29 protein-coding genes are annotated in these 26,996 nt (G+C 44.2%); 16 read left to right on the forward strand and 13 right to left on the reverse strand.

The window, feature by feature from the left end:
* Positions 1-60: 60 nt before the first annotated feature.
* Entirely contained in the window at positions 61-531 is a 471-nt protein-coding gene (locus FRZ54_RS07230) for a hypothetical protein (protein WP_147030961.1), read from the forward strand.
* A 58-nt stretch (positions 532-589) separates the two neighbouring features.
* The gene (locus FRZ54_RS07235; protein WP_147030962.1) at positions 590-979 is read left to right on the forward strand and encodes a hypothetical protein; all 390 of its coding nucleotides are present in this window, start codon (positions 590-592) and stop codon (positions 977-979) included.
* 195 nt (positions 980-1,174) lie between these two features.
* On the opposite strand, the gene FRZ54_RS07240 is transcribed toward FRZ54_RS07235, so the two are convergent.
* The 3 genes from FRZ54_RS07240 to FRZ54_RS07250 form a co-directional block, all read right to left on the reverse strand.
* The gene (locus tag FRZ54_RS07240; RefSeq protein ID WP_147030963.1) at positions 1,175-2,239 is read right to left on the reverse strand and encodes a COX15/CtaA family protein; all 1,065 of its coding nucleotides are present in this window, start codon (positions 2,237-2,239) and stop codon (positions 1,175-1,177) included.
* Positions 2,240-2,569: 330 nt separating this feature from the next.
* Complete coding sequence (locus FRZ54_RS07245; protein WP_187359779.1) at positions 2,570-2,974, reverse strand: PAS domain-containing protein; 405 nt, start codon at positions 2,972-2,974, stop codon at positions 2,570-2,572.
* 99 nt (positions 2,975-3,073) lie between these two features.
* Positions 3,074-4,738 carry a DUF6035 family protein gene (locus FRZ54_RS07250; protein WP_147030965.1) on the reverse strand — a complete coding sequence of 555 codons (1,665 nt, stop codon included), beginning with the start codon at positions 4,736-4,738 and terminating at the stop codon, positions 3,074-3,076.
* Between the two features lie 769 nt (positions 4,739-5,507).
* Here FRZ54_RS07250 and FRZ54_RS07255 point away from each other — a divergent pair.
* The 10 genes from FRZ54_RS07255 to FRZ54_RS07300 all read left to right on the forward strand — a co-directional run bounded on the left by FRZ54_RS07255 (position 5,508) and on the right by FRZ54_RS07300 (position 11,515).
* Entirely contained in the window at positions 5,508-5,888 is a 381-nt protein-coding gene (locus FRZ54_RS07255) for a single-stranded DNA-binding protein (protein WP_147030966.1), read from the forward strand.
* 59 nt (positions 5,889-5,947) lie between these two features.
* Complete coding sequence (locus FRZ54_RS07260; protein ID WP_147030967.1) at positions 5,948-7,009, forward strand: DUF932 domain-containing protein; 1,062 nt, start codon at positions 5,948-5,950, stop codon at positions 7,007-7,009.
* A gap of 38 nt (positions 7,010-7,047) precedes the next feature.
* Complete coding sequence (locus FRZ54_RS07265) at positions 7,048-7,287, forward strand: molybdenum ABC transporter permease (protein ID WP_147030968.1); 240 nt, start codon at positions 7,048-7,050, stop codon at positions 7,285-7,287.
* Positions 7,288-7,293: 6 nt separating this feature from the next.
* Positions 7,294-7,875, forward strand: a complete 582-nt coding sequence (locus FRZ54_RS07270; protein ID WP_147030969.1) for a PRTRC system protein E — start codon at positions 7,294-7,296, stop codon at positions 7,873-7,875.
* A gap of 2 nt (positions 7,876-7,877) precedes the next feature.
* Entirely contained in the window at positions 7,878-8,096 is a 219-nt protein-coding gene (locus FRZ54_RS07275; RefSeq protein ID WP_147030970.1) for a PRTRC system protein C, read from the forward strand.
* Positions 8,097-8,160: 64 nt separating this feature from the next.
* Positions 8,161-9,258, forward strand: a complete 1,098-nt coding sequence (locus FRZ54_RS07280; RefSeq protein WP_147030971.1) for a hypothetical protein — start codon at positions 8,161-8,163, stop codon at positions 9,256-9,258.
* Positions 9,239-9,970, forward strand: a complete 732-nt coding sequence (locus FRZ54_RS07285) for a PRTRC system protein B (RefSeq protein ID WP_147030972.1) — start codon at positions 9,239-9,241, stop codon at positions 9,968-9,970. Before FRZ54_RS07280 ends, FRZ54_RS07285 begins: the two co-directional genes overlap by 20 nt.
* Entirely contained in the window at positions 9,967-10,851 is an 885-nt protein-coding gene (locus tag FRZ54_RS07290) for a PRTRC system ThiF family protein (protein WP_147030973.1), read from the forward strand. Before FRZ54_RS07285 ends, FRZ54_RS07290 begins: the two co-directional genes overlap by 4 nt.
* Before the next feature lie 8 nt (positions 10,852-10,859).
* The gene (locus FRZ54_RS07295; protein WP_147030974.1) at positions 10,860-11,060 is read left to right on the forward strand and encodes a hypothetical protein; all 201 of its coding nucleotides are present in this window, start codon (positions 10,860-10,862) and stop codon (positions 11,058-11,060) included.
* Positions 11,057-11,515, forward strand: a complete 459-nt coding sequence (locus tag FRZ54_RS07300) for a macro domain-containing protein (protein WP_228462648.1) — start codon at positions 11,057-11,059, stop codon at positions 11,513-11,515. Before FRZ54_RS07295 ends, FRZ54_RS07300 begins: the two co-directional genes overlap by 4 nt.
* 97 nt (positions 11,516-11,612) lie before the next feature.
* Here the strand turns inward: FRZ54_RS07300 and FRZ54_RS07305 are convergent, their stop codons facing one another.
* Positions 11,613-12,107, reverse strand: coding sequence for a GNAT family N-acetyltransferase (locus FRZ54_RS07305; protein WP_147030975.1), 495 nt, complete (start codon positions 12,105-12,107; stop codon positions 11,613-11,615).
* Positions 12,108-12,205: 98 nt separating this feature from the next.
* Between FRZ54_RS07305 and FRZ54_RS07310 the strand changes: the two genes are divergently transcribed.
* On the forward strand, positions 12,206-12,514 hold the full coding sequence (locus tag FRZ54_RS07310) for a hypothetical protein (protein ID WP_147030976.1): 309 nt from the start codon (positions 12,206-12,208) through the stop codon (positions 12,512-12,514).
* Positions 12,515-12,738: 224 nt separating this feature from the next.
* Here the strand turns inward: FRZ54_RS07310 and FRZ54_RS07315 are convergent, their stop codons facing one another.
* The 6 genes from FRZ54_RS07315 to FRZ54_RS07340 all read right to left on the reverse strand — a co-directional run bounded on the left by FRZ54_RS07315 (position 12,739) and on the right by FRZ54_RS07340 (position 17,409).
* Complete coding sequence (locus FRZ54_RS07315) at positions 12,739-13,344, reverse strand: hypothetical protein (protein ID WP_147030977.1); 606 nt, start codon at positions 13,342-13,344, stop codon at positions 12,739-12,741.
* A gap of 177 nt (positions 13,345-13,521) precedes the next feature.
* On the reverse strand, positions 13,522-14,379 hold the full coding sequence (locus FRZ54_RS07320) for a hypothetical protein (protein ID WP_147030978.1): 858 nt from the start codon (positions 14,377-14,379) through the stop codon (positions 13,522-13,524).
* Complete coding sequence (locus tag FRZ54_RS07325) at positions 14,348-15,391, reverse strand: type IV toxin-antitoxin system AbiEi family antitoxin (RefSeq protein WP_147030979.1); 1,044 nt, start codon at positions 15,389-15,391, stop codon at positions 14,348-14,350. The genes FRZ54_RS07320 and FRZ54_RS07325 overlap by 32 nt, the downstream gene beginning before the upstream one ends.
* A 283-nt stretch (positions 15,392-15,674) precedes the next feature.
* Positions 15,675-15,977: a helix-turn-helix domain-containing protein gene (locus FRZ54_RS07330; RefSeq protein WP_147030980.1), complete on the reverse strand. Its 303-nt coding sequence runs from the start codon at positions 15,975-15,977 to the stop codon at positions 15,675-15,677.
* 112 nt (positions 15,978-16,089) lie between these two features.
* A complete protein-coding gene (locus tag FRZ54_RS07335) occupies positions 16,090-16,350 on the reverse strand; it encodes an XRE family transcriptional regulator (protein ID WP_147030981.1) in 261 nt (86 codons plus the stop codon).
* Positions 16,351-16,425: 75 nt separating this feature from the next.
* Positions 16,426-17,409, reverse strand: coding sequence for a hypothetical protein (locus FRZ54_RS07340; protein ID WP_147030982.1), 984 nt, complete (start codon positions 17,407-17,409; stop codon positions 16,426-16,428).
* Positions 17,410-17,538: 129 nt separating this feature from the next.
* Here FRZ54_RS07340 and FRZ54_RS07345 point away from each other — a divergent pair, with 129 nt between their 5' ends.
* On the forward strand, positions 17,539-17,721 hold the full coding sequence (locus tag FRZ54_RS07345) for a sigma factor-like helix-turn-helix DNA-binding protein (RefSeq protein ID WP_228462649.1): 183 nt from the start codon (positions 17,539-17,541) through the stop codon (positions 17,719-17,721).
* A gap of 397 nt (positions 17,722-18,118) precedes the next feature.
* On the opposite strand, the gene FRZ54_RS07350 is transcribed toward FRZ54_RS07345, so the two are convergent.
* Together FRZ54_RS07350 and FRZ54_RS07355 are read right to left on the reverse strand one after the other, a co-directional pair.
* On the reverse strand, positions 18,119-19,126 hold the full coding sequence (locus FRZ54_RS07350) for a PDDEXK nuclease domain-containing protein (protein ID WP_147030984.1): 1,008 nt from the start codon (positions 19,124-19,126) through the stop codon (positions 18,119-18,121).
* Positions 19,123-20,388, reverse strand: coding sequence for a site-specific integrase (locus tag FRZ54_RS07355; protein ID WP_147030985.1), 1,266 nt, complete (start codon positions 20,386-20,388; stop codon positions 19,123-19,125). Before FRZ54_RS07355 ends, FRZ54_RS07350 begins: the two co-directional genes overlap by 4 nt.
* 914 nt (positions 20,389-21,302) lie before the next feature.
* On the opposite strand from FRZ54_RS07355, the gene FRZ54_RS07360 reads away from it, so the two are divergent.
* Together FRZ54_RS07360 and FRZ54_RS07365 are read left to right on the forward strand one after the other, a co-directional pair.
* Positions 21,303-22,475 (forward strand): hypothetical protein, encoded by a 1,173-nt coding sequence (locus FRZ54_RS07360; RefSeq protein ID WP_147030986.1) that lies wholly within the window; start codon positions 21,303-21,305, stop codon positions 22,473-22,475.
* Between the two features lie 15 nt (positions 22,476-22,490).
* Positions 22,491-23,156, forward strand: a complete 666-nt coding sequence (locus FRZ54_RS07365) for a hypothetical protein (RefSeq protein ID WP_147030987.1) — start codon at positions 22,491-22,493, stop codon at positions 23,154-23,156.
* 61 nt (positions 23,157-23,217) lie between these two features.
* Here FRZ54_RS07365 and FRZ54_RS07370 read toward each other — a convergent pair whose 3' ends face one another.
* A complete protein-coding gene (locus FRZ54_RS07370) occupies positions 23,218-26,973 on the reverse strand; it encodes a P-loop NTPase (RefSeq protein ID WP_147030988.1) in 3,756 nt (1,251 codons plus the stop codon).
* Positions 26,974-26,996 lie beyond the last annotated feature (23 nt).

A 26,996-nucleotide genomic window follows, 5' to 3' on the forward strand; every position in this document is an offset into this window, starting at 1 on the left:
GTGCCTGCCAGCGAACAGCTTATATAATCAATGCCTTTTTTAACCATTAAATATTATTTTATGACACATATATTGGAAAACTGCCTCATTGCGGGCGCTTTACTAACCGTGATTCTCCTTCCTGTCAGCCTGGCCATGATCAGGTCCCATAAACGTAGAAAGCAAAAGATCAGCGATGAACTTAAGGCTGCCGAGCAGGAACGGGAACTTTCCTTTCAGTACGTAGACCAGCTGGATGCTTTTGTCATCGCCCTGGATCCTGTGAAAAAAAAACTTATCCAGATGGACCATACGGATTATCAGATCGGTCAGATCGACCTCGAAGGGATCGACAGTTGTGTGCTTGAAGAAAAAAAGCGGGGCGATACGCTTCAGCTTTTACAACTTGGACTTCGGGACAAGCACCAGAAAATATCGCACATCATATTCTATAGGCAATACCATGATAATGACTGGCATTTAAAAAGAACCATCCTGCTGGCCGCTAAATGGAAGCTTTTAATTCAGGATGTGATACGCCCGGCCGCCTAATATTGAACCCTTCACTCATAGTGAAGGGTTTTGTTTTTCATTTTTACCCTTTTACAGCATGATCAAATTTCAAATTCCCATCATCATCATCGCCCTCCTTTCGGTCGCCGGATGCGAAAAAAAGAATACATACAGGGATACTCCGACAGATAGCTGTCAGAATTTAACCCTGGCTGTTAAAGGCCTTCATCCCGGAGACCGTGTTTACGTCTATTATGATACGCGTCTGTTGCTGCGTCAAAAGGTTGATTCGCTCAGTGGGGCTCATTTCCACAAGGAATTTTGTAACCGGTACCGCCGGGAGGGAGTATTGGGGACCGTTATCCTGGAGAAAAAACGGGTATTGATCGATACCGCGCTGCAGGTGAAAAAGCCGGTCACCGGTTATCAGGTCTCGGCCGACCGTTTTCTTGGCCGGGTAATATTGGAACCAACCCCGTCCCGGTGACGGCACAAGCAGATTGCTGCTGATCTGAACTACAGGGCCAGTTGCCGGTATGAGCATACCAATCACTGTGTTTACTTCATGGAGGCTGAAGCTGTCTGCTAACGGTGCCGGAAAGTTTGATCGCCTTGTTCAACGAGGCATCCCCGGATCAGAAACCCTGCAGCAGAAATTTCAAGCGCCGGCCGCCTGTTCGAATTAAAGACTATTCGATACGTTATGCGGGCCGGTGCGGATCCGGCGATAGATGGCTGTCACGCTCAGCAGCAACAGGATCCCATTGAACTGGTGCAGGACGGCGAACCAGATATAATTCGGTCTGCCCGCATGGAAAAGACAAGCAATGCCCAGAGAAACCTGAATGATCAATAGCAGCAGCGGGTAAAGCGCCGGCCCTGACAATTCCGACCGGGCCGGTAAAAGGCGCGCATACAGGAAAAAGCTTAAAAAGAGGACGCATAACAAATAAGCAAGCAGGCGGTGGATAAACTGGATCAGCAGGGGGTCGTAAATTATCCGGAGAAGGAAACCGCCGGTTATGCCGGATGATGGGATGAAAAATGTCCCGTTGATATCCGGCCACGTGGGCGCATAGAGCACCGCATGTGTACCTGCCATAAAAGCGCCAAAAATGAGCTGAAGACAGAGCACGAGGCAGGTCAGCACCGTCAATAGCCTAAATGGCCGGGATACATACACCGGCTCGTTATCCGCCTGAAGCCTAAGATACATCCAGAACAGATAAACAAGTAAAAATAGCGCCAGGCAAAAATGCACAGCCAGCCGGATATGGCTTACCGCGACATCGGTATCATTCAGACCGCTTTGAACCATTAACCACCCGGCAAGCCCCTGTACGGCTCCCAGTACAAATAAGCCGGTCAACTGCCATTTTAAGTGCCGGTCAAACTTCCGCTGCAAGAGAAAAACCATAAAAGGAATGATAAACACCAGACCCATGACTCTTGCCCATTCCCGGTGAAGCCATTCCCAGAAAAATAGCCCCTTGTAATCGGCCAATGTAAAGTGACTGTTTAGTTTTTTAAATTGTGCGATCTGTTGGTATTGTGCAAAGCTGTGGCTCCAATCGGCGTGGTTTAGTGGAGGTAGCGCGCCCAATAGCGGTTTCCATTCCGTGATCGATAGACCTGAACCGGTAAGACGGGTGATACCACCCAATAAAATCTGGACCAGTACCATCAATATCCCTGCCCCCAGCCATAAGCGGATCTGCCTTCCGGAGGCCTCTGAAGTCTTTGTCATTTAAAAAAGTTTTAGGATTCGGGTTTTCATGGTACACAAAATCCGGCAAAGTGCAAATGTAGTCGCCAATAACCCTGCAAAAAATGACATTGGGCATTAAACGCTGAATAAAGAACATTCAGCTTGTCAAACAGACCGCAATACAATCGGGCAATTGCCCGGGTTATCCGGAGTCAGCCTTTAATCCGCGGAGCACGTCCCATAATGCACATAAAAATGTTGCCGGAAACCGGGGTCATCGAATAAAATACCAAGGTAACTGTGGATAGGATAATTTCTTTCCATTCGCCGGACCGTGCCGGTTCCTCTTGCCGGTCCTGCGGGAAGGGTTCACCTACCAGGGCGTATGGCAAGGCCTGCTGCCGGTTCTGTCCCGGGACGACCAGTTTCGGCCGCATGAAAATAAAAGCCTTCGACCTCGCCGTTCCCGTAAACAGGACTGTAGGAAGCAATGACTCCCCTGTTTTTCCGGGATTGACTTGTCCCGCCAATAATGAACAACTGCATTTTGCCTTGCAGTACTTTTCGTACATAATTGTTGTCCGGAATCTGTACTGCCGAAGCAATTGTGGACATCCGGTTGCCGGTCAATCGCTCTAATACGATTCCAGCTGCTGCTGCATAAGCCTCGTTGGCAAATCTGCAGACCAGTTCCTTATCCCAGTAACTTAACAACGGTGAGGAAATGGATTGGATATCCAGCCCATGTTCAGCAAAACTAGACTTTACAAACATTCTCCGGCTAAGATAATTTAAACACATGATTTTAAAAAAATAAAATGGCACTTTGCCTCGCTGCAAAGGCTTCCCCATCCATCGCCTGTCAAAATTTGATCAGGCTATATCGTTATAAAGTTCCCGTATCAACGGATAAACAGGACCGGCATCCTGCTCCGGTGGTTCCAGCACTAAGTTGGCCACTTGCTTTTGAAAGCTTTTGTTTTTATCGTGCGCCTCAATGATTTCCCATAGCCCGTATCTTTTGAACGACCGTTCAATATAAATCCAGTACTGTTTGTGCTTGATGACCGCCTGCACGGCAAAACTGATCCAGTTCTTATAATTGAAGCCGATGATCTGCTGTCGGCGGGCGCTTTCTATAGAAAACAGGAATGTTAAATGCTTAAAAATATCATCAACCAGGCTTTTGTCTTTTAATTGGTCACACCATTGAATGACCTTTAGCTCGTGGTTCTTTAACTGCATTTCCGTAGCAATTTCGTTATAAACGGAGATGTCTTCCTCGGTTAGCCGGTAGCCTCTTTTAAATATGCTTTTTACCAGGGGTTGCAGGTAATCGAGATAGGGATTTTGCAAAATCTGCTGGAAGGTAGTCGTGCCGTCGTCGTTGGCCGCATTAATATCATACTCAATGCGCCGGTCCCGCAATAAAAAATGGATGAAGGAATGCTGTAGTTTGCCCGCATTGAAAATATAATGATTAATTAACGACATGCCTTTTACCCGTTTGGTTGCAAACTTAAAGCGTGAATTCAGCGCTTCCAGACCTAAAGGTGACAACCGGTCTAATTCCTCGTCAAACTTGTAAAAATTCCAATCTTTGCTTTTATAAAATTTTAGTTTTTCGATAATAGCGGCTGCGCTTTTTTCAGCCGTTTCCCGGAGCACGGCCATCCGCTCTTCAAGCACCTTTTCTTCGTCCCGCGCAATTTTCTCCTGTAACAGCCGCTGGGTTTCCTTTAACTTCTGCTCATAGTGTAAATAATAGATCTGGCAGGTCGCCGGATCAAATTGTACCTGCGGCAATGCAACAGACCTGGTTTGCCATGGGGAAAGGATTTGATCCTCCTTCGTTATAAACGGTGATTTATAGGTACATGAAAGTCTGAACACATCGACGGATTCGTCAAGCTTAAAAAAATTCTGTGACGGTGTCAGGTATTTAATGTCGCGTTCCATGGTCGACTGCCCGTGAACATCGAACTGATCCAATATCCAGACCAGGTAAATGCCTTCTTCACTATAAAATTTATGCCGGCCTAAAAGGTAACGCTGTGACAAGTTGGAAAGCTGGATCTCAAAAGCCATCTGCTTTCCCCGGTAGATACAATAAACGTCCGGCCTGCGCTTTTCAACTTCGTTGAAAAAAAACCGGGTATCCGCGATCACTGACAGCGGATCAACACCCTCCGTGTTCATCAGCCGTTCAGCGATCCTGTTTTTCAAATACTTATGCCTCGGCCTTTCTCTCGCCCTGAGTATGTCATTGTAATCCTGAACTTCCTCTGTGCTTATTTTTCCGTCTTTCAGGTCACAATAGCCCGCGTTTGGAAAATGCTTAAAGTGCAAGCGGTCGTTTTTACTATCTGAAATGATTAGTGGTTGATCACACCTGCAGCAAAAAAGGTTCAGATCTCCCGAGTTATACCGCGTACGCAATTCATAACCTTCCTTAGCGACCTTAAACGATGCATCAGCGTCGTAGAGATCACCATTGGTTTTATCATAAGCTAAATCTATTGAACGTTGAAAAGACATTGATCTTTTAGTTATGCTACGTGAACTGCATGTGATTTATAGAGACACTAAATATAGCAGATACAATTCATCAGGAGAGCAACCTGTTTAAGTTAGCAGGATATTCATTAAGATTTTGTCTGCTATTATGCCCATCACAAGGTCGTGTTTTCCACGATACTTCCGGAAAAGATGCCGCTGCGATCACTGAGTTTTTTGTCTCAAGTGTTCCGGCATTTGCTTTCGCAAGAGCCGAACAGCAGATCCGGGATCAACGCATCATTCCTGCCTCACTGGTTAACCCGCTCCCATTATTCCATCTGGTAAAACTGCGTTCGTTTTTCATTCCTGCCCTGATCCTGGTACTTTTTATATCCACCCCCCGCGCTTTCAAATGACCCGTCAGACAATAACAACCAGGCCCTTCGGGTGCCTCGTCCGGCAACGGTAGCCGGAAGGGCAGTTATTCTTTCTGCCGGTTTAAGTCCTTGTTGATGAACGGCTTGAAGGTTTATTTTTCATAGTTTTTCCCGGACTGCTTTTAGCTCTCAGATCCTTTTCATTTAGCCTTTGCTTGAGGCAAATTTACCCCTCTTCAGCGGCCAAGGCCAGGCAAGTGCCGCTAAAAAAATCTCCACACCTCCGCTGCGCTCCGGGTCGTATTTTTTTGCGTCAGCCTTGTTCCGCTCGCCCCCCGCGCAAGTATTCTGCCTCTATCAAAGGCCAAATGAGGGTTTTGCCGAATTGGACTTGATTAACAGATTTTTTAAACAAGTAATTTTTTAACGCAATGGAACTAACAGGAAGATTGACCGCAGACGCTCAGGTGAGCGAGGTTAAAGGAGGAAAAAAAGTAGTGAATTTCAGTATCGCTATCAACGATAGCTACAAGCCGAAAGACGGTGAACGGGTGGAACTGACCACCTACGTAGAGTGCGCCTACTGGCTGAACGCCAAAGTAGGTGGATACCTTAAAAAAGGTTTATTGGTACAGTTGAACGGGCGCATAGGCAGCCGTGCATGGGTGAATAAGGATGGCGATGCCAAAAGCTATCTGACCTGTAATATCTCCCATCTCAAATTCTTAGGCGGTTCAACCAACAGCACCGCAGCCAAACCCGGCGATAGCAAGGGGAAAGGCGCACCGGAAGATGACGACCTGCCATTTTAAGCCGGAGAACATAATATACCATTGAGCGCAATTCAGTAATCATTTAAAAAATTAAAATCATGGGACACAACATTAATCGGGTAAACGGAAAAGACAGCTTTTTCAGCGTAAAGGAAAAGGCCTGGCACGGGTTAGGTCAAATCGTTGACCAGTACCCCACAAGCGCAGAAGCCATCAAATATGCGGGGTTAGATTACGAGGTCATTAAATCACCGCTGTTCACCTATCAGCGGGATGAAACCATAGGCGATAACGGCGAAATCATCGGGGGGAATCAATTGCCTGTACCCAATCATTTTGCTACCGTCCGCACCGATAACCACGCTGTTTTAGGTGTGGTGGGTAAAGACTACGAAATCGTACAGAACGTAAACGCCTTTGAGTTTTTTGATGCCATCGTGGGTGGCGGTGACGGTATACTATACGAAACCGCAGGGGCGTTGGGCAAAGGAGAACGCATATTTATCACCGCCAAGTTACCGGGCTATATACGGGTGGGTAAACAGGATATGATAGAGCAATACCTGTTTTTAACCACTTCTCACGATGGGTTCGGCAGTATCACCGCAGCATTTACCCCTGTCCGTATCGTTTGCAACAATACCCTTAACGCTGCTATGCGTAACCATAGCAATTCTATTAAAATCAGGCATACCGCATCCGCCAATGACCGCCTGAAACAGGCCCATATTTTAATGGGTATATCCGGCAGTTTAGGTTCTGAACTGGAAGGATTGCTCAATCATTGGGCACAGGTGAAGATTACCGACAAAGAAGTGAAGAGGCTGATACAAATTGCCATGTCACCCAACAAGGAGGTTTTAAAAAACTTAGCACAGGGCAAGGTGGATGAACTTTCCACCACCTATACCAATATCGTGGATAACGTGTATGAATACGCTTTAGGCAGTCCCACCCAACAAATGGAAACTACCGCCGGAACGGTATTCGGGGCGTATAACGCCATCACGGGCTATTTTCAGAATGTTCGCAGTTTCGGTAATGACGAAGCGAAATTCAAATCTATCATGGACGGAACAGCCAAGCAAAGGGGACAAACCGCCTTTGACCTTTGCCGGGATTTTGCCAAAAACGGAGCGGATGCGCTAACCCTGAATTAATTAACCGGGGGAGCAATCCCCCTTTAATCTTCTTTCAAATGGAACTATTAATCATTCATCATCACCCTGCTGCCCTGAACGCCATTGTCCTGATTGGTACAGGCTTATTGGTTCGCTACCTCATCAACAGGCGCAGGTTTAACCGCCGTGGCATTGCGGGACTACAGCTTTTTTCATCCTATGAAAAATGGTGGCTGACCACCCGTATAGAAGCCCTGTTTAACCTTTTGGGTTTACTGGCCATTATAGGGGGTATCCTCCTGTTAATCTTTAAATAGTCAATTATGAAAACGAATTTTTTTGAAAATATAACCAGTCTGAATGCCCCCGGCATCTGGAAAATAGGCGTCCAAAATGATGCGAACGGGCATTTTGTAGTATCCGTACTGTACTCGCCCAACAATTCCAATGAACCCGCCCTGAAAACGATTGCGCCCCTGATATTCAAGGGGACGGTTGCCGAAATGGATGAGGGTTTTTTTGAAGCAATCGGACAGCCCGTACAGGCTACCGCAGGTTTATACAGCAATGTTGAAACGTACAACAGGAATTTGGATAGTGCCAAGAAGAAGTTGTCACAGGGGAACAAGTCCCGGCCTGTTCAAAAAACCGCCTCGGAAAACGGTGATGATATAGAAGTTGCCGAAACTAAGATATCGGCAGAGGAAAAAAAGAAAGTCTACACCGATGCAATACGCAAAGTGGTGGAACTGAACGATGCATGTAAGTACGAGGAAGCCTTAGCCATCCTGCCATTGGTAAGCGATTACCCTGAAAAGGAACAGGAACTGAACAAGCGCAAAGCCGACCTGACCCGCAAAAAAGAACAAATGGCGCAAGCCCTGCAATTATTTAATCAAGATTAACCATGTTACAGACCACGAAATTAGAACGGATTTTTATCCATAAGGAGAACGGGCAGGAAGTCCGCTTATCCGACCCCGGCGAAGCATTCAATCCCGATATGGTGCTCAATTTTTATGCGGGTACTTATCCAATACTCACCAACGCAAGGATAGTCGGACCGGAAATCAAAAACGATGAGATACAGTACCGATTTGAAAGCACAATGGGGACGAAAGGTTAATACAGACCGCTATGGAAAAGAGAGCAATTAAAAGAAAAGTAACCATCATAGAGTATAATAAACAATGGAAACTGCATCAGTTATTCGGAAATTTCGCCCAACAGCTAAACCGCTTGCCGGACGCAAGGGAAGTACAGCAAAACCCGTTACGAAGCGCACCGCAGGAACGCACCGTAATGGTTTTCTGAACCATGCTTTTCAGCCTTTTTGGGGTGTGGCGTTCCGGGACTGGAAATCTGCCGAACAGGAGTTCTTTGTTTCCGCTGAAAACCTGTGCGCTTTGTATCAATGGACAATGCCGGACGTTTCCGGCTTGTCCTTTCCCGAAAATATCAGGGAAGCCTATAAGATGATTACCGCACAGGAAACAACGGGGTTTAGTCTGGAAGTAAAGATTTGTCAGGATGAAAAACGCGCCTGCTGTATGACCACAGGTAAAACGTTCAATACGGATTACCACCTGTATTATATCCCTGTTCGGGCGGTTTGGAAAATGCGGGACAAAAAAGCGGAGCAATCCCTTTATAAACTGGTTATTTCGGTTTTTGGCTATTTCTATCAGGTGGCAGGCATCCCGTTTTTTACCGAGCCGGGAACGATTGACAGCACCTACGATACCATTAAAAACTGGTTGGATGAGGAAGCTGACGACGACGAGGAAACCGACAGAAACAACCAAAGGGTTGAATTGGAATTATTGAAAAAGGCAGGCGATACGCTGTTACCTGAAATCAAACGACCATTTGATTTGAAGCAACTGGAAAGCTGTCTGAAAATTTACAGAAAAGGTAAGCAGGCAGATACCAACATGATTGAAGCGGTAGCCGAGATCATCAAGCTGATTAAGGATTACCCTAAAAGAGCCATCCGTGAAACGATGTACTATGATAAGGAACTGGACGATGGGGAAACCATTTATTGGGAGCAGTATATCTCCTTTTACTGGAGCGGGGAGGATTGCCTGAATGATACCGTGTACAACATGATTAACGATGAATTTCAGCAAATGGGTTACCAGGAAGAACCCTTGAGCCTGCAATGGTTTGACCGGCCACAGGAAAAAGAAGAGCATGTATTTGATTACGAGCCGAGGCTGTTTTCGGTCATTAACCGATTATCTGAATTATTAAACGACTACGATTATGAAGAACTTAACAAATAGTTTTTGCAACGACTACCAAGCCATCAAAGCCCTGCTGATTTGCCAAAAACAAAGCCAAAGCGACGAGGGCGAACAGCACAGCATATACGTGGAAAGTTACGACATCGGCAAAAACGGCAACCCTATTAACGCCCACCCGTTAACTTATAGGGAAACCCTGCAATTGAGCTGTTTGTTTCAGGCTGCCGAAGAACTGAAAACGGGTTACCTGCGGAGCAGGGGCGTAATGCCGAACAAAGTATTATATGTTAATCCCCAATTATCCGGCTATGCGGTTTGGTACACACCATCGCAGGAAGTACCCCTGTTTTTTGCCGAAGCATTGGGCATTACTTCCGGCCGGGGAAATGTTCCGGCCATGATTTGGAAGGCAGGCCGGAACGAATTAATGGTTTATGCCTTAAAAGGAAACCGAAAGCCGGACAGCCGTACCAAGCTGTTCCATGCCCCTTTCTTTAACATTTACAATGATGGCAGGGTATGCATGGGAACGGTAAGGATCAATATCGCCGAATCCGCAAGACTGGAAGATTTTATGGGGCTATGGGAAAGCTACTTTTGGAACAGCTATTTCAGCCATTTAATGAATGAGTTTAATCCGGTAACTGAAAATATCGTTCAGTTATGGCAGACGCAGGTCAGCACCGATAACGCCTTTCCTGCCCGAGTATTAAAGCCAACCCATCTTACCCTTCAAAATTTACTGACATGAAAACGAAGAAAATAAAGGCTGTAAAGCCTAACGTGCATATCGTGGAAAAGGTATTGCTAAACCCTTATAACCCGGTCATGGTCAACCTGATCGGGGCGGGCGGTACAGGAAGCCAGTTTTTGACTGCATTGGGCAGGATGAACCATGCATTGATTGAACTGAACCATCCCGGTTTGATGGTGCGGGTTTTTGACGATGATAAGGTTGAACCCGCTAACCTCGGCAGGCAGCTGTTTACTACCGCTGAACTTGGCCTCCATAAGGCGGTAGCCTTAGTAAACCGCATCAACCTGTTCTTCGGCACGAACTGGAAAGCCATAACCGAACGGTATAACAGAGACACGCTATTGGCTGACCCCGATTTAGGGATGGCGGAATTTACCATATCCTGCGTCGACACCGTTTCCGCAAGATTTGAAATAGCGGAACTGCTGATGGAAATTACTAAAAAGATTTCCTACGCCCGGAGCAAACCCCTGTACTGGCTGGACTTCGGCAACAGCAAGGACAGCGGGCAGGTGGTATTAGCCACGCTGACATCCATAGACCAACCCCAAAGCAAAAAGTTTGAGGTCGTGGGCAGCCTGCCCCTGGTCACCGCCGAATTTGGAGAACTGTTAAAGCAATCGGAAACAACGGACGATACGCCAAGCTGTTCCTTAGCGGATGCCCTCGGCAGGCAGGACTTATTTATCAATTCCGCACTCGCCAATTTAGGGGCATCGCTTTTATGGCAGATGTTCCGGGAGGGTATGTTATTTAACAGGGGATTTTTCCTCAATCTGAAAGAGTTCAGGACGACCCCGATAAAAGTGAATGCGCTTGCCCGGGAAGCAGGGTTGTCAAAAACGCCCCGCCCGCAGGATAGCCCAATTAAATAAGCACAGTTATGACAGTAATAGATTTAGACGGCAATGAAATAATTGTAACGGATTTACCACTGGCAATGATGCAGGCAGATGATTACCGCCATTACAGGGTAAATGCGCCTTCGTCGTATCAGTTGCATTTATATAAATATTGGGAAGATTTTTATCAAAAACTCTTAATATTGGATGCCAAAATAAAAGCAAAAAAAGAACGGGAATGATACGGTTTACCAAAGGGAATATTCTGGAAAGCGGTGCGGAAGCATTGGTGAATACCGTCAACACAGTTGGCGTAATGGGTAAGGGAATTGCCCTCCAGTTTAAACAGGCATTTCCCGTCAACTATAAAGAATACCGTAACGCCTGTAAAAAAGGCGAACTGGTCACGGGTAAATTATTGGTTGTAAAAGACAGCAATCTGCTGACAGGCGAAAAGACCATCATCAACTTTCCTACAAAAAGGGACTGGAAAAGTCCTTCCAAGAATGAATATATTGCTTCGGGACTAATTGCCCTGCTTTCTTTCCTGAAAGAAAGTACCTTAAAAAGCATCGCCATCCCTGCATTAGGCTGTGGTAACGGCGGGCTGGACTGGAAAGTGATAAAACCTATGCTCACGGGAATGTTATCGGAATTGTCAATGGACATTATCGTTTACGAACCTGTGCAGGTTTAAAATGTCCCGCGGGCTCCGGCGCGCCGGAGCCCCGATTTTACGCCCCGTGTTTTCGCGTTATGTTAATTGCTCTGGTGAAAATACGGGGCGCTCCATGCTAAAAAATTTTTTTGCAATAGGTGTAAACATCCAAAACTTCAGCGTTTAAATTCTGGTACGGGTGCCCGGTCTTTTTAAATCCGATTTGTTCAAGCAGGATCCGCATACCCTCATTTTTAGTGGTGGCATAAAATCCTGCCTGAGGTTTGCTGTCCATTAAACGGCCTATTAGTTCACGGCTGATACCCCTGCGCCTGTAATCCTTATGGGTAACCGCATAACCGATCTCATGGTCGAAATCTCCGGCAAGGCGCGGAACTTTGGCTTTCAAAAATATGCCGGTGATATAACTTCGCTTCTGATTTTTGATAGAGGCTACGCCTGCGAGCTGTCCATCTGCGTGGGCAAATGCTAATAACGCCGCTGACGCGATGCGTTCGGGCAGGCCTTCCGCCTGAACCTGGTTGCCAGAAATGACCAAATCATGAAACTGCCTTAATTGTTCTTCCGAACAACTGGCGGGTTCAATTAAGGTAATGTGGTGTTCGCTCATGACTTATTAAATCGGATACAATTTAAGTGTATTAAATAAACCAATCGGAAATTCCTGGAAAGCGGCATAACATTTAGCTTTGTAAAAAAAAATCTGCCATGAAAATACAGGAAATGTTTGATGCGCTCGGCCTGACCATTGAAACGGTTAACCAGCTAATTGCTGACATGAAATTATATAACTTCCAGCATCCCGAAAAACCAATGAGTTTGATTAACCTTGACGCCGATATTGACACCGTTGCGATGAGCCAAATGCCGCTAATCGGCAGGGCTATAGCTAAAGAGAGAGGGAGGGAGTTTCTGGACGAGGAAAAGAAACAGCCCTTGCATTTTGATACCAATGCCATGCGGTATGGCTTCCTGGAAGTTGCAAAATATTATGATACGGAACATTTATTTCAGTAGATTGCGCGATCTACAGGTGGAAATCTCCCACCTATTGTGATAAGGTTTAGGTTGAAAAGTCCCGGCAGCGAGTGTTCGGGACTTTTCTTTTTAAGACTGTTGGTTCACATAATTCATGGATCCGTTGTCCCTTACTTTGTCCAATAATGTGATATGATGGTAAAGTAATTGTGCAAGTGGCACTTGCACAAATTCAGGGTAAACCCCGGCGAAGGCCGTTAGGCTCAGGATTTAGGGTGTGTATAAATCAGTTTGTGATAGTTTCCTTCTGTACCCTCGCTGGCCCTGAACAGGGCAGCCTTTTTAACGAAGCCCGAAGCCTGGTTTTGTGTTTCGATTTCTTTAAGTTTTATGGCCCGGTTTCGTGCAAAAATATAATTGACGATATAATCTTTCGAAAGGCTATGTATTTCGCGGGAAAATAAGCTATCGGCAGCGACATCGGCGCCCAGGCTTCCCAATACCCGGATCAGTTCAACAAGGTCTTTCTCCATATGATGGGCGACTTCTGCTATTGTCAAACCAATGAATTGCCGGCACAGGGCGCTTTCCTGCTTCATCGCCTTTTTTCCTACCGTCAATTCCTTAACAGTTGCGGATTGGGCATTGCTGCTGCTTGCAGTCGCCGTACTTTTTTGATTTTGTTTGCGCAACCGTAGCTTCAGAAAAGCTTCCTTGCAATATAGCTGGATTTTCATTTTCCGGATCTCCATAACCACTTCCAGTTCCACCTTTTCCATTTTGGCGTCCCAGCGCATGGATTCCAGTTCAGCAATGAGTTCATCAACTTTTGCTGTTGTATTGATCGGTAAATAAGATTTTATATTCACAGGCGGTATTGCTGAACTATGATCTCATAGTTACTTGATTTTTTCAAGAATTACAAATACAAAAGGTTAGTATCCTGGCGCGTATAATTCCCCATGGTTTCCGCTGTCAGCAAGTACGATTAGCTGGGGTGGCCTTGATCGTGTTTGCCTTTCTTTTTTGCCTGGCCACAAATAACTTTATTTATCCGAATTCTTGTCTGAGATACCTCTCATCAGGGCAATAACGGCGTCATAAGCTGTTTTATAGGAAATTGAACCCCCGTCCTTCATCGACAGCGCTAACCTGGAATATTCCTCATCTTCTGTTGCAGCCTCCAATATCCCGTAGACCTGGCGTAACGCGACATTATTACTTTTCAAAAGATCGCCGATGTCACGACCCATAATCCGTGCAGTTGTGACAACACGATCAAAATCGGGAGAGGTCATTAGGTCTTCATGAGCCTCATAAAGGTCCTCATACTTCATTTCGATATAGTTTGCCAATATAAATCCGAGATCTTTACCATCTCTGTTATCTTTTGACCCCCTGTCTTTCCATGCAAGCAATTTCATTATGCAAATGCCCGGGATGGATGCTATTTTGAAATCTATATTGCCCGAGAAGATATTAATTGCGGCATCGCTTATCTCCGCAAATCCCGCTACATTCATGGCTTTAATATTATCCGGCGGCCACGTGTATTGCCCTTCTTTGTCCTGGATATCTCCAAACGGAACAATGTCAATCTCGTAAGCGTTATCATACATTAGTTTATGAGCTGCTTTGGTCGGTGAGAATCTTCCTGAATTGATCAGTTTATTCATGATGCCCGTATAATTATCCCATTCGGGTACAAAAACGGCAAAGTCTACGTCTGCGGTTAATCGGCTGACGCCGAGATCATAAATGCCATCTATAATTATATCTCTTGCGGTGGCACCAATAAGGATAAAGTCGTAGGCTTGTTTGCCCAATATCTCTTTAAGGGATTTAATGATACGGAGGATATGCTGAGGGATCTTATCGCTCGATAAATTGTAAGTATTCATCATAAATTTTTTGAGCGGTTTCCTGGTTCCTGCTGTCCCCGGTCGCCATTAGTTCCGCATAAACGATCAGTGGAGGTACCAGGTTTGGCTCCACCCGAAACAGCGGGTGATCCTTGTCCCAGAAGTAACCGAAGACTTCCAGATCTGGGTTATCATCAGTCGGAATCAGCCCCATCTTTTTCATCCAGCTTTTTTCATCAGCAGGAACGTACATAGTCAGTAATTGAGGTACGAGATATTTGGTATAGAGCGCTGCTGCTGCTTCGCCACCCCAATTGCCACCCCAGTCAGCAATTGGCTGATCAGCGAAATTACGGATCAGGTCTTTTTTCATGGTTTGATATACGCCGATCAAAAGCTTTGGGCGTAAGATCTCCTGGTAACCGTTGACCCAGCGCTGTAAGAGTTCCCGTTTTTTCAATAGCCGCTTACTGTCGTCGTAATCTTCGAACAAGTAACCGTTTTTCAGCATTTCTTTGAATAGGATCGTGATCGATGCCGGCGATATAGTTACTATTTTTGCGATTTCCCGATAAGGAAAATTTATAGCTTCCTCATCCTGCAACAGCGCGAACAATAATTTTAGCCCTGATTCGCCAAACAATCTGCTTTTTGCGGTTACTGATCCGGCTTGGGGTTTGTGCCCGGTATGTTGCAGGTAGATCGTTTGCTCATTAATATAAACATTCCCTAAAGAGTCCAGATAATTTATATTCATGTCCACCAGCTTCTGAGCGATCTTTGAATAGATTACCGGGCTGATCACTAAAGTAGGGAGCTTAGCCTGTTTTAAAGCATCAGCGGCATCCCGTTGGATATAATTCAATTGCAGATGGCTGATCTGGTTAGCATAGTAAACATTGAATTTTAATTCAACCTTATTTACTTCAAATGACAACAGCGTGCTTTGCCCTAAATGCAAACTCCCGATATGTACCTGCATGCTTTTATAAGCGTCTTTAAAAACCGGCGGCAGAAGTTCGAATCCTTTTTTTAAGACAACTGGCAAGTGCATGTTTATATTTTTTACTTGTTTACTTTTAGTAAACACTCAAACTTAGTAAACAAAGTTCAATTTTAAAAGTATTTACTGATTTTTTATAGCGTGATAGGCTGCAGGACCCGGTCTTTCATGTTTTGGGATAAGTTAATTATGCAGCAAACATCCCAAACCCGGTGCCATAATGGCTTATCAGGTAAAGGAAATTCCTTTAGAGAAGCGCAGGAACAAACTGATCCGCTATGCTTTTTGGGCACCGCTGGGGCCAGAAGGATTCTTTATGCAATAATGATTTTATTCAGGCGGCTTTAATTTCACGGCCCACCTTAACTCGTTTCGGCTTAATTTCTCCGCTTAAAACCTTGTTGATATCCTCCGAGCTGTAATAAAGGATGCCACCGATCTTGGTAAACGGTATGGTGCCGTTATCCCTTAATGTTTGCAGGGTATTGTCTGATATTTTTAAAAGGTTCTTTACCTGGTAGGTTTTTAACCATTTTTTAGGTTCTTCGATAGTTTGGCTCAATAAGCCCCTGATCTGGTTAAGGAGGCTTTTTCCAAACTCCTGTAAGTCTTCCTTAGTTATTATTTCTGCTGCCATAACTTTAATTTTATTAATTGTATCGTATTAAAACGTTAGCAGATACAAATTTGGCTCAAGCAACAGCAAGTTACATCCGAGTTTATCCGACTCGGATGTAACTTTTTTTCAATCAGTCCAATCCTTCACTAAAAAATGCTGATGGTGTTACTCCTAATGCCTTAATGATCTTTAACAGATTTTTGTAATTGACATTCCCGCCAAGTTCCGCACGTCGCAGCAATATTCTTCCGATATTATGTTGGTAGGCGAACTTCTCATAATGATGGTGGCCGGCTTTGATCCGCAAAGTTTTTATCCGGTTCCCTAATTTTCTCAGTGCATCAGCCTCCGGGTCAATGCCTTCAATTTTATTTAGCTGGTTTGAAATCATGGCGGCAAAATAATTAACTGCAGGAATATCCGGTACCGCTTAAAAACGGTTTCTTTTATGAACAACAAGGGCAGGTCAGGGCAGTTTATGATATGCTTTGAAAAGCCGGAGTGTATCAATGCCATTAATGATACAATATTTGCGGGGCCGGTTGATCTGGTTGGCAAAGGCATCCATCGTTTTAATGACAGATGAAGCGATATCGTGGCAATGTTGCAAAATAAAAATATCGGCCGGTTCGTCGAAAAGCCTCGCGATCTGATCGCCGTTCTTACCGAGGTCTTTCACTTGCATTTTGTGAAATTTTGAAGGTCCTTTAAGTACAAAAGCTGCTCTCAACTGCTGGCCGTCTACATGTAGATGAGTTGTAAACAGGTCGGATTGCTCGCCGCCCCAATCTTTATCAACACCCGACTCGGCGATGATCTCGGCAAGGTATTGTTTGATTTTTTTCTCCGGAATTGTCTTGTTTATATTGATATCCAGTGAAGGGTCTTTGTGGCTGATTCGTTTAATTTCCCGAAATTCGTCGATAGCGTGAATATTTAGTTCCGCCCGCTTAGGTTCATAAAGCAGCATTTCGTCATCATGAACTACACGGTCACCGATCAGTAACGCCCGTACGGTGATTGCCTTTCCGTTGATCTCCTGCACGTGCCCGAAAAGAAACTTTCTTTTGATGCGCGACAATTGATCGACGGAAGATGTCGTATACAGGTGTTCGGCATTCAGTTGCCCTTCAATGATGACGTTCTCAAATTCTTCAAAATTTATTCTGAAACTGAAATAGCTGGGCACCTTGTTATAGTAATTCAGTTGTTCCCATGCTTTGCCGGCTCCCTGAAAAGCGATCGTTGTTTCAACCCAAAACATAGTCCCGGGCTTGATTGGGGTTTCGCCCACTAAAAGTGTTTGCAGCGGCTGCACATTATGCTTCACCAGGTATTCCACTATGCTTTGATTATACGCACGGTTCGCTTCATGTTTTCTGAGGATATCCGGATAATGCGACGCGTTTAGCAGATTTTTCTTTAACGTTTCGGCGATGCTGCCCGTCATTGTTTGCAGAATAAGCTGATGATGGGAAAAGTAGGTTAAAAATGAAAATGGCGGGTTCAAGGTGGTTAGCGGAGTGTTAATGTGAGGTTTTACAAATGGTTAACAATGTAAATATAAAGCTTTCTTATTTTGAAGCGTGGACAAACAGTGCTGTTTGTCGGGTTGAAAAATCAGCAGGCACATAGCCCGGATGAAATCGGTGAAAAATATCAGCTTACCCGCGAACGCGTAAGGCAAATTAAAGACAAGGCATTGGAAAGGCTGCGTCACAGTACCCATTCAAGAACACTGAAAACTTATCTTGGCAATTAACAAGTGGAAGGTGCCGCACAAAAGAGGAGAAAAGGCAACACATCCATACAGCTTATCATATAAGTCATTTTGAATTGTGCACGCAGTGCGTGCACAATTCAAGATATCGGAAAACCCGAATTATGTACGCGGTGCGTACACAATTCGGACCACACAATGAAAACGAACAATACCTTTCAATTGTGCAGACGCTGTCTGCACAATTGAAATTGAGGCATGACTTTGGACATTGTGAACGCTGTGCGTTCACAATGTGATAATTGTTATCAGATAGAAGTAGGGGAAAATGGATCGACATTTTAATGGCCGTTATAATTTTGGCATCACAATCTGTGATGTCAAAATCCAATAAATATTGGTGTAAATGAATTGTGCACACGCTGTGTGCTTAATTCATTTATTCATTTTCCTTATCCTTTTGTTTAAGGATCTCGTTGTGAATCTCCCTGGACAATTGCTCTGCAGTAGGTAGGTAAAGCTGATACTTGCTTGCAAAAACATTGCTGTTTTCCGGCAGCGTAAACTTTACAACTGTATCGTTTTTTTCCAGGCAGAGCAAAATGCCGACAGTTGGATTTTCATGGGCCATGCGTTCTATGCGGTCATAGTAGTTTACATACATCTGTAATTGGCCAAGATCCTGATGCGTGATCTTATGCGTTTTCAGCTCGATGATAACAAAGCATTGGAGCAAACGATTGTAGAATACCAGGTCGACAAAAAAGTCATCGCCATCGAGATGGATTCGCCTCTGCCGCGCCACAAAGGAAAATCCATTACCCAACTCCAGCATGAATTCCTGTAGATGGGTAATCAGCGCAGATTCCAGGTCTTTTTCAAAATAAGAAGCTTCTTGCTTTAATCCTAAAAATTCAAGTATAAGGGGATCTTTTACAATGTCTTTAGGCTCTGTTGGATGATTTTCATTTCTGGCTACTGAGAGTATTTTGTCTTTATCGGTACTCAACAATAATCTTTCATACAGTTGGCTGGCAACCTGGCGATCCATTTGCCTGGAAGTCCAATTATTTTTAACGGCTTCTTCTAAATAAAACTCTAATTTCTCCTGACTATTTAAACTTAAAAGCGACTTATAATGTGTCCAACTCAATTGCGTCCGCAGTGCGGACGTAATTGGGAAGGTTCTGTAAAATTGTCTGAACCATTCTAAATTTCGTCTTGAGAACCCACTTCCATATTGCGGCTGAAGCTTATCAGATAAAAACTTCAATAGCTGAGAACCATATTTCGCCCGTTCTTCACCGGCTTGATCTTCTTCAAAGATTCTTTTACCGATCTGCCAATACATCAAAACACGTTCATGGTCTACCGCACGTATTGCTGATTCCCTCGCCTTAATGATAATCGATTGAATATCTGTAACAATTGATTTTTCTAAATTCATACGATTTCCTCCTCCATAATTTCAAATGAATTGTTTTCTTCCTGAAGCTTCAATCGGGTCTTTAGCGCATGCATATCTCGATTAACCTTTTTGTCCTTCATCTTCGCATAGATCTGGGTAGTTGTCAATTTGGTATGCCCGAGCATTTTACTGACTGTTTCCAATGGAACATCGTTCTCCAGGGTAACGGTAGTGGCAAAGGTGTGCCGGGCAATGTGCGTGGTTAAAACTTTGGTAATAGAGGCAAGGTCACCGATCTCCTTCAAATAGGCGTTCATCTTTTGGTTGCTTTTAACCGGAAACAATTTGTTCAGTACCGTTCTGCAATCATGGTCTTTATATTTCTCAATAAGCTCCATGGCCTGGGGGATGAGTGGGACATTGGCTGTCACATACGTTTTTGTCCGCTGTGTTTTTATCCACGCCACCTGGTCCTTTCCAATATGGATATGCTGGGGCGTTAGCTTTTCAATATCCACAAAAGCATAACCTGTATAGCAGCAAAATAAAAAGGTATCCCTGACTTCTTCCAGCCGTTTAATGGTAAATGGATGATTGGCGAGTTGATGGATCTCTTCCCATTCCAATTCTTCACGATGAACTTTTTTATATGTACACTTGAACAAGTTAAACGGGTTCGTCCTGATCCACCCATGATTAAAGGCCAGGTTAACAATCTTCTTCAAGTTCTTTATGTACCGCATGGCGGTATTGTGCTCAATGCCATCCTCGGTTTTTAGATACATTTCAAATCCGGTTACAAAAGCGTAATCGATAGATTCCAGGTAGATGTCCGGCTTTTTAAATCTGTGCTGGATATAATCCGCCGTTTTAGATCGGACAGTGTTATACTTGGTCAGCGTAGCCTTTACGAAATCCTTACCGACCAGTTCCTCCACGTTTTTGTTATGCTCATCGAATACTTCCAGCAACATCCGCTGAGGAACTTCTTCACCGGCATATCGTTGTTTGATCTTTTCGGCGGTAATAAAATCCTCCGTTTGCTTAAGATCCATAAAGGCCGCGTGGATGTCGTTGTTGACCGTGATAATTTCTTTGTTGATATCCTTTACTTCCTGCCCCGGACCTTTTATGAATCCGGCCTCCGGATCCCATTTGCTCGGGTCAACTTTCCGTCCGATGGAAATTTCCGCCCTTTTACCTAAATAGGTAATTCGCGCGTATAACGGAACATTACCTTTTGCATCTGATTTTCTTTTGTCAGCCCAGATGAGAACTGAGAACCTTTGTGTGCTTTTCATACCACATTTGATTTTAAATTGTTTAACTACATTAATTTTGAGTTCAAATGAGCCTTTTTAAGGTCATTTTTATCATATTAAGTACTTTAAAATCAACTGTTTACCACGTAATTCGGTGACCAAAATCCGATCCGCCAAACAGGTCACCGAAATGGTCACTTTTTGGCGGAAAATTTACCCCGGTCCCGCTGGGACCCGAACCCTCAGACCCTAATCAATGAGGTCTTTTGAGACGGTCTGATATCGTCCGAATTTGACGGTTCCAATAAGCCAGAATCCTGAGTAGTTTTGAGGCGTTTTCAGCTCAAAATTTATGATACTAACTAATTGAATGTCATTTAGTTAACCGTTAATTTGGACTAATTTAGGGTTTAGAAACAGGCCACCGAATAGGCCACCTGGGTGAATCATAAAACCTGAGTAGTTATGCGATTTTTTGAGCAAAAAAAAACGCTTAAACCAGATGATTTAAGCGTTTTACGAAGCCTTGCGGCTCTTTTAGCGGAATGGACGGGACCGAAGTTTCGTCCGTATATGCCTTACCTATAAGTAGTTAAAGTCAAATATTATCAGAGTTACCCGAAATGGCACCCTTGCTATTTGTTTCTATTTAATCAGATTTTGTGGAAAGAACTCTCGGAACAAATTTAATGAATCAATGTCAATTCCCAAAATTTGGTATTGTTTCAGTGAGTTCTCCAATTAAATATTAAATTACCTTAAATATTTTATCGAATGTTAATCGGATATTTAGCAGACTTTTACTTTTCAGGTCGATAAATAACATTTTTCGTATTTCTGCCTGTATGACTGATCTGCGGTGATATTTTCTTGTCGACCAATTGCTGAAACTCGGTCGTCCAGATTAAGTATTTTGACTTCCGTATTTCCAATACCTTATACCCGTCAAAAAAATGGCAGAAGCACAATATAAAATATATCCCTTTGGCGGTTCCCCGTTTCCTTTGCGCTGGCCCTATTTCAAGGAAAGACTGAGAACCCTTCCGGATCTTCCGGACGAATTGAAGGCGGATGGCGAAGCCGCGCTTTCCTTTCTAGAAAAGGAATTGGGTAAGGGCTTTTTCGATACTTGCGGGAGGAACCATCCGGTCCTCCATAAATTAATGATGGCAGGCGGAGAAGGGCAGCTTAAAGAATTCATCCATTGGATTAGGGTGTTGCGACAATTAAAAGCAGCAGCGAGTAATTACCCGCACCTGCTGCAAAAGTTGCATTCGAGGACCAAAGTAGCTACAGAGGCCATTCCGTTTTTGGAGATCGGTGCCCGGCACCTAGCCCTGGGTTTTGACATTTATTTCCCGGAGGAAAAAGAGGGGCAAAAGAACTCCGACCTGGAACTGATTTGTCCCGGCACGGGCGAAAAGGTGTTTATTGAAGTCTCTCGGATCAGCGAGGGCCGCCTCCGGGAAAAACAGGACCGGCTCTATTACAGCTTGCTAAACCTGTGCTTTAGGGACGGTTATAGCCTGCCCGTTGCCGGAAAGTTGTATAAATTGGTGCCGGATGACCATTTAACGCAATTATTTGACCTGATAAAAGCACTGAAAGATGAGGCCGCGACACAAAGAAAAGTAGCTGCGTACCGTGATCAATACCTCGCTATCGCTTTTGCACATTCTGATTGCCTCGATGAACTTGACCGTTGGAGCACTGAACTTCAGCTCGCCCGCCGGTTCGATGGTTTCGATGTGGAATATGATTATACAATGAAGATAATTAAAAACAGCCGACTCAGAAGAGAAGTTAAACAGATCCCAGAAAGTCAGCCCGGCCTCATTTATTGTCCCGTACATATCCTCTATATGCTGACGATGAATGTGCCGGAAACCGTCGCTGCTCTTGCTATAGAGTTGGGGCGCTATAAAAATATCTTTGGCGTCGTCTTTTACGGGGAAGTGATGCCGCCGCTGGACGAACCTTTTTTGGTCGACGACCCGCTTTTTAACTACGCGATGCGCAGGAACGAAGCCCACGTCGGACGCTATACCTTGTTGGTTAAAAACCCATCATTCGACCTTCCGCTGTCAACTGCCGTCAGGACCGCGCTGGCGGATGCTGCCATTTAAATTTTAACAGAACCAATGAGAGGACAACCTATCGTAGCCATACAACGGGAAGCCGGAAAGCTCATAACGATCGGACAGGTGACGCAAACCGGCCTTAAATGTGACTGCATTTGTTATGACTGTCAGGAAGCTTTAACGGCGGTATTGAACACCCCTTATCAAAAGCATTTCCGGCACAACCACAACTTAAATTGTAATCCCACGCCGGAGAGCCAGCTGCATTTGATGGCCAAGGTCATTATTGAACAAAATAACAGGTTATTCATGCCTGGTAAGGGGATGGTGGCTTATACGGACCCGATGGTCGAAATCCGCTGCAACGACCTAGTGCCAGATGCGACCATTACAGTGGACGGTCAGCCGGTCTATGTCGAGATTATCGTGACTAACCCGCTCAGTGCCAAAAAAATTCAGCAGTATAAGACGAAGCAAGCCAGTGTGCTGGTTATCCATTTGGGGGAAGAGGACAGGGAAATGGAAGAGGATCTCTTAACCTACCTGGTGCTGGAGGATGCTAATGTGCGGTACATGCTGACTTACACAGAGGAGGAAGTAAAAATACCCGCTAACGAAAGTATTCAGTGGTGGGGCGCTGCGATCGTTGTGGCAAGTGCTGCTATGATTCTTTGGAAAAAATATGGCCGTCCGTTTGCAACGCAAAGGAATCGACGAAGGCGTTAATGTGATAATTCTCGGAATGAAATTTAATGAGTAGTTTGATGGAAGGTTACACATTTTTACATCAGTCCCGATCGAACATGAGTTGTGCCCGATACTCATAGTCGGCGTCACGTTTATACGCACTAATCTGTCCTAAAACAAACGTTTTGTGTGCGGCATATTTATAAGCCCCACGCCTAATTTCATTCAGGCATTCAAGCACCGCCTCCCATTCAGCAGCCCGCAGAGCGCCAACATTTACGTTGGCAGGTCCAAAGTAATTTGTTTCCGCCAGCTTGATTTCAGTAAAGACGTCGTAGTCATCTGAAAGAGAAAGAAACAACCTGATAAAATCTTTTCGTAGATTTTTGAAAACGGCAATGACAATTTCCATGATCATGGAAACCTTGCCGGAGTCCTTATGATATTTCTTTAATAACTCCTTCAAAAATGCGATTGCTCTATTTTTATTCGTCTCATCAAGGCGTTCAAAAAAGGCATTATAAATATTATCTTCTGTTATCAAACCTCTCGGTTCGATAACAAGAAATATCTCTTCAAGCAATTTTTCTGCGTACTTAAACTTCCAGATCAGGTTCAGATGGGAATATTCCCGGCTACTGATAAAAGACTTTCCTTTGCAAATGGATTCGATAAAAACCAATAGGAATTTCGGACTCTTTTCGATCAAAAGGTATAATGCTTCACAGCTGAAATCGAAGTGGTCCTGCATGGACTCTTGCAGCAAATAGGCCTCCTGCAACAGCGGCATATCTTTCTTAAAGTCATTTATATACTTTAGAAAGAAACGGTGATCAATGCGCCATTTTTTCCCATTGTCCCTGATTTTACTGTTAACTATAGTCAGGATTTTTACGATCGCCCGTTTATCGATGGCGCGAAACCTATCCAGGCAGTCCCAATCCACAGAGAAGTATCCCTCCTGGTTGGCCGCGATAAATTTCAGGAACAATGTAAACAATTTTTTATCTACCAGGTGGAACGGTGCGAATTCAAAATAACAAAGTACCCAATAATTTGACTTTGGGTAGTCGTTCCCGGTTAGGAGTTTGTAAAAACTTTTAAGGCTACGCTGAGGCATCTTTTCCATAACCATCTTAATTGCCCTCCAGGGAATCATCAATGACTCATTGCCTGACTCAATCAAATATTTTAACAGTTTAAGTCCCAGAACCGGGTTCAATCTGGAATTTTCCTCCAGTGCCATATCGACGGTTTGTGTGAGTTGATTGTTCTTGTTTTTTGCAGCCCAGGTGTTCAGAAAAACAAAGCGGCTGTAAAAGCCCTTGAATTCGCGCATATTCTTAAATATTAGAGCTTTTCGGATCTCCGCCTCCTTTAGCCGATTATATTCGTCATGGTCGTCGAATTCAAAATCTCGCTTATCCCTCAACCTGTCGAAGCTTAGAACCTTGTATTCTTCATAGGTCCGATTTGTAAAGACCGATTTTAACATACTTAGCTCATTAGAGTGCACCCCAAGCCTGTTGAACCACCATTCCACGTGGTGAATGATGTAACAATCAACGAAGTTTTTCTTATCGAATCTTTTGAATACTTGGAGCAGAAAAGGCAAGTCATGTCCGATATGCTCTTTGACCCAATCAGGGGAACGTTGGGAATATTCATAGATGAACTGTTGGGTTTCCAACGGATACCTCATTTGGAACTTGATAAGTTGACGCCATATCTTTGTCCTGAACCTTTTGATATCAGTGTTTAGGGGAAGCTGATATTCATACCAGGAAATGGTGTTTTTCTTTCTTGATGCAGTGTGAACGCGATAAACGGATTTAAGAAATTTACGGCTTAGAATATAAAACGCCTGACGATATAATGCATCATCGAAATTTTCGGTCAGCAATTCAAACAATTGCTTTTGCCTGGTAAAATGCGACAATTGGTCCTCAAAGCTGAAGGCGATTTTTTCATTTACCGATTTGATAAGCTTGGTAAAGAATTGTGGCTTTTTACGGATATATTCAAAGCTCAACTCCAGAGAATCCTTGAAAACGGAGAAGTGATATGCAAAGAAACTGTCCAATAGGTCGAGGTAGGCTTCATGAGCAAGGAGGTCCCTTTGTGACGTTTTAGGATCGTAGATGAATGGCTCTTCGGTTGCAGGCAGCTGCCGGATGCGTTCCCAGAGATATGCAAAAACATCCTGGTAACGGTAGAACCAGAAAGTTTGAAGAAATTTCAAGGCGAGGTACTCGTCTTCCTTTATTTTGGTCCAGTAGACATCGAGGGACGGCGTTATTTTTTCTATTACCTGGTTATAACCGAATATAGTATTAGCCGGGATGACTGAATCTTTGACCCTGTTTGAATAGTTGTTAAAGAAGTTTTCAAGGATGATTTCGAACTTTATCAATTGATCCTTGAGGAATACTTTAAAAAAGAAATAGGTCGCCAAAACCTGGTCGCCAATTTTAATAATCGATAAATCGAGGTTCGTTTCGATCAGTTCCAGCCGCTCGAGTTGTTCGACAGCTTGGTTGAATTCGTAGGTCGTGATGTCGGCCAGATCAAGTAGTTTTTGCAGAAAGATCGTATTTGTACGATCGATAGCAAAGAAAAATGCGATCAGCCCGACGGTTTTCATGAGGACACGGTCCTTGAACAGGCGATGGTCAGGAATTGCATTTTGGAAATATTCGTCATAGATGGCGGAGGCGTCATACAGCTTGAGCAGATTATTGGTTTTCAATGCTACCTTCGCCGCCATGATCGCCAGCCTCGGATTTCCCTCGGCGATCTCTAGAATCTGCCTAATGAACCTTTTGTCCTTGATATTAAAATCCCTGCCTGTAATGATCTCAGTAATTTGTTCGTCGGAAAGCTTGGGAACATTTAATTCTGCGGGAGCGAGGTCCCGGCATTGATGAACAATATCGTCAAAGGCGTAGTCCCTTACGGTGAGTATAATTTTCAGGGTACCTTTGCGCTGCTCGCGTAGTATCCCCAAAATGGAGTTCAGGTTCTCATACTGCCGGTTGGCATCGTCGATGAAAATAAGATAGTTATTTTCATCATTAACATAAGTACGCAGGTCTTCGTTGATCGCCGCATTCTTATTTGAAATACAATAAACTGTGTAGTCTGGCGACCCGGCCAAAAAGGTATCTATCGAGGCGAGCACTAATTTAGATTTACCGGTGCCTGGTGCACCCCTCACAATGGTGATCTGGTTCTCATTGAGTAGGTTGATCAGCTCTGTTTGCTCTGCTTCACGGGCAATAAATTGATTACTCAGCACGGTGGCAATCCCGGACGACTCATACTCCGAAATGAATTGTGCCACAGGCAAAATTTGTGCGGTATCGATATTTACCGCTAAAAATGCTTTTGCTGCATAGGCGGCTCTGGTGAGCAGCAGCAGCGCCAACTGGTCAATACCTATCAGGTCGAGCGCAATACGTTTGCTTTTGCAAATTTCGGACAAGCTGTCCGACTCTTCGGTAGTTAGTGTGGTGTTATAACAGTAGATTATCTTCTCAATTTTGCTGACCGGAATCTTTGTTATGTTTTCATCCAGGCATCGCAAAATATCATCTTGTAGTTTTTTTAAAAAACTATTCGGATTATCATCTTTATGCTTCGTAGTATATTCGACAAACGTGTACCTGCCGATTGGTGAAAGAAAATAGCTGTCAGGCGTTCCCTTCGTTGTTTTTTGTTTTCCTTTCTGACTTCCGGTTCGGTGGATAGTTGAAAAATTCCGCTCCGTGCTGAATAACACCGCGTCACACACATTTTGAAAAACAGCATCATTTACCCGTATCAGTTTTTGTTCAATTTCCTGGAGTTTGCTCATTAGTTTTTATCTAATATGGAAAA

Origin of the sequence: Mucilaginibacter ginsenosidivorans (assembly GCF_007971025.1) — a bacterium.
Classification (GTDB): Bacteria; Bacteroidota; Bacteroidia; order Sphingobacteriales; family Sphingobacteriaceae; genus Mucilaginibacter; species Mucilaginibacter ginsenosidivorans.

Bases quoted from the DNA above. Each gene is read 5' to 3' on its own strand.
- FRZ54_RS07340 (WP_147030982.1), bottom strand. From the start codon at position 17,409: ATGACGGGCAGCATCGCCGAAACGTTAAAGAAAAATCTGCTAAACGCG.
- FRZ54_RS07300 (WP_228462648.1), top strand. From the start codon at position 11,057: ATGATACGGTTTACCAAAGGGAATATTCTGGAAAGCGGTGCGGAAGCA.
- FRZ54_RS07235 (WP_147030962.1), top strand. From the start codon at position 590: ATGATCAAATTTCAAATTCCCATCATCATCATCGCCCTCCTTTCGGTC.
- FRZ54_RS07280 (WP_147030971.1), top strand. From the start codon at position 8,161: ATGGAAACTGCATCAGTTATTCGGAAATTTCGCCCAACAGCTAAACCG.
- FRZ54_RS07245 (WP_187359779.1), bottom strand. From the start codon at position 2,974: ATGTTTGTAAAGTCTAGTTTTGCTGAACATGGGCTGGATATCCAATCC.
- FRZ54_RS07305 (WP_147030975.1), bottom strand. From the start codon at position 12,107: ATGAGCGAACACCACATTACCTTAATTGAACCCGCCAGTTGTTCGGAA.
- FRZ54_RS07295 (WP_147030974.1), top strand. From the start codon at position 10,860: ATGACAGTAATAGATTTAGACGGCAATGAAATAATTGTAACGGATTTA.
- FRZ54_RS07250 (WP_147030965.1), bottom strand. From the start codon at position 4,738: ATGTCTTTTCAACGTTCAATAGATTTAGCTTATGATAAAACCAATGGT.
- FRZ54_RS07290 (WP_147030973.1), top strand. From the start codon at position 9,967: ATGAAAACGAAGAAAATAAAGGCTGTAAAGCCTAACGTGCATATCGTG.
- FRZ54_RS07330 (WP_147030980.1), bottom strand. From the start codon at position 15,977: ATGGCAGCAGAAATAATAACTAAGGAAGACTTACAGGAGTTTGGAAAA.
- FRZ54_RS07270 (WP_147030969.1), top strand. From the start codon at position 7,294: ATGAAAACGAATTTTTTTGAAAATATAACCAGTCTGAATGCCCCCGGC.
- FRZ54_RS07355 (WP_147030985.1), bottom strand. From the start codon at position 20,388: ATGAAAAGCACACAAAGGTTCTCAGTTCTCATCTGGGCTGACAAAAGA.
- FRZ54_RS07365 (WP_147030987.1), top strand. From the start codon at position 22,491: ATGAGAGGACAACCTATCGTAGCCATACAACGGGAAGCCGGAAAGCTC.
- FRZ54_RS07360 (WP_147030986.1), top strand. From the start codon at position 21,303: ATGGCAGAAGCACAATATAAAATATATCCCTTTGGCGGTTCCCCGTTT.
- FRZ54_RS07350 (WP_147030984.1), bottom strand. From the start codon at position 19,126: ATGAATTTAGAAAAATCAATTGTTACAGATATTCAATCGATTATCATT.
- FRZ54_RS07285 (WP_147030972.1), top strand. From the start codon at position 9,239: ATGAAGAACTTAACAAATAGTTTTTGCAACGACTACCAAGCCATCAAA.
- FRZ54_RS07335 (WP_147030981.1), bottom strand. From the start codon at position 16,350: ATGATTTCAAACCAGCTAAATAAAATTGAAGGCATTGACCCGGAGGCT.
- FRZ54_RS07260 (WP_147030967.1), top strand. From the start codon at position 5,948: ATGGGACACAACATTAATCGGGTAAACGGAAAAGACAGCTTTTTCAGC.
- FRZ54_RS07325 (WP_147030979.1), bottom strand. From the start codon at position 15,391: ATGCACTTGCCAGTTGTCTTAAAAAAAGGATTCGAACTTCTGCCGCCG.
- FRZ54_RS07230 (WP_147030961.1), top strand. From the start codon at position 61: ATGACACATATATTGGAAAACTGCCTCATTGCGGGCGCTTTACTAACC.
- FRZ54_RS07255 (WP_147030966.1), top strand. From the start codon at position 5,508: ATGGAACTAACAGGAAGATTGACCGCAGACGCTCAGGTGAGCGAGGTT.
- FRZ54_RS07310 (WP_147030976.1), top strand. From the start codon at position 12,206: ATGAAAATACAGGAAATGTTTGATGCGCTCGGCCTGACCATTGAAACG.
- FRZ54_RS07370 (WP_147030988.1), bottom strand. From the start codon at position 26,973: ATGAGCAAACTCCAGGAAATTGAACAAAAACTGATACGGGTAAATGAT.
- FRZ54_RS07275 (WP_147030970.1), top strand. From the start codon at position 7,878: ATGTTACAGACCACGAAATTAGAACGGATTTTTATCCATAAGGAGAAC.
- FRZ54_RS07320 (WP_147030978.1), bottom strand. From the start codon at position 14,379: ATGATGAATACTTACAATTTATCGAGCGATAAGATCCCTCAGCATATC.
- FRZ54_RS07265 (WP_147030968.1), top strand. From the start codon at position 7,048: ATGGAACTATTAATCATTCATCATCACCCTGCTGCCCTGAACGCCATT.
- FRZ54_RS07240 (WP_147030963.1), bottom strand. From the start codon at position 2,239: ATGACAAAGACTTCAGAGGCCTCCGGAAGGCAGATCCGCTTATGGCTG.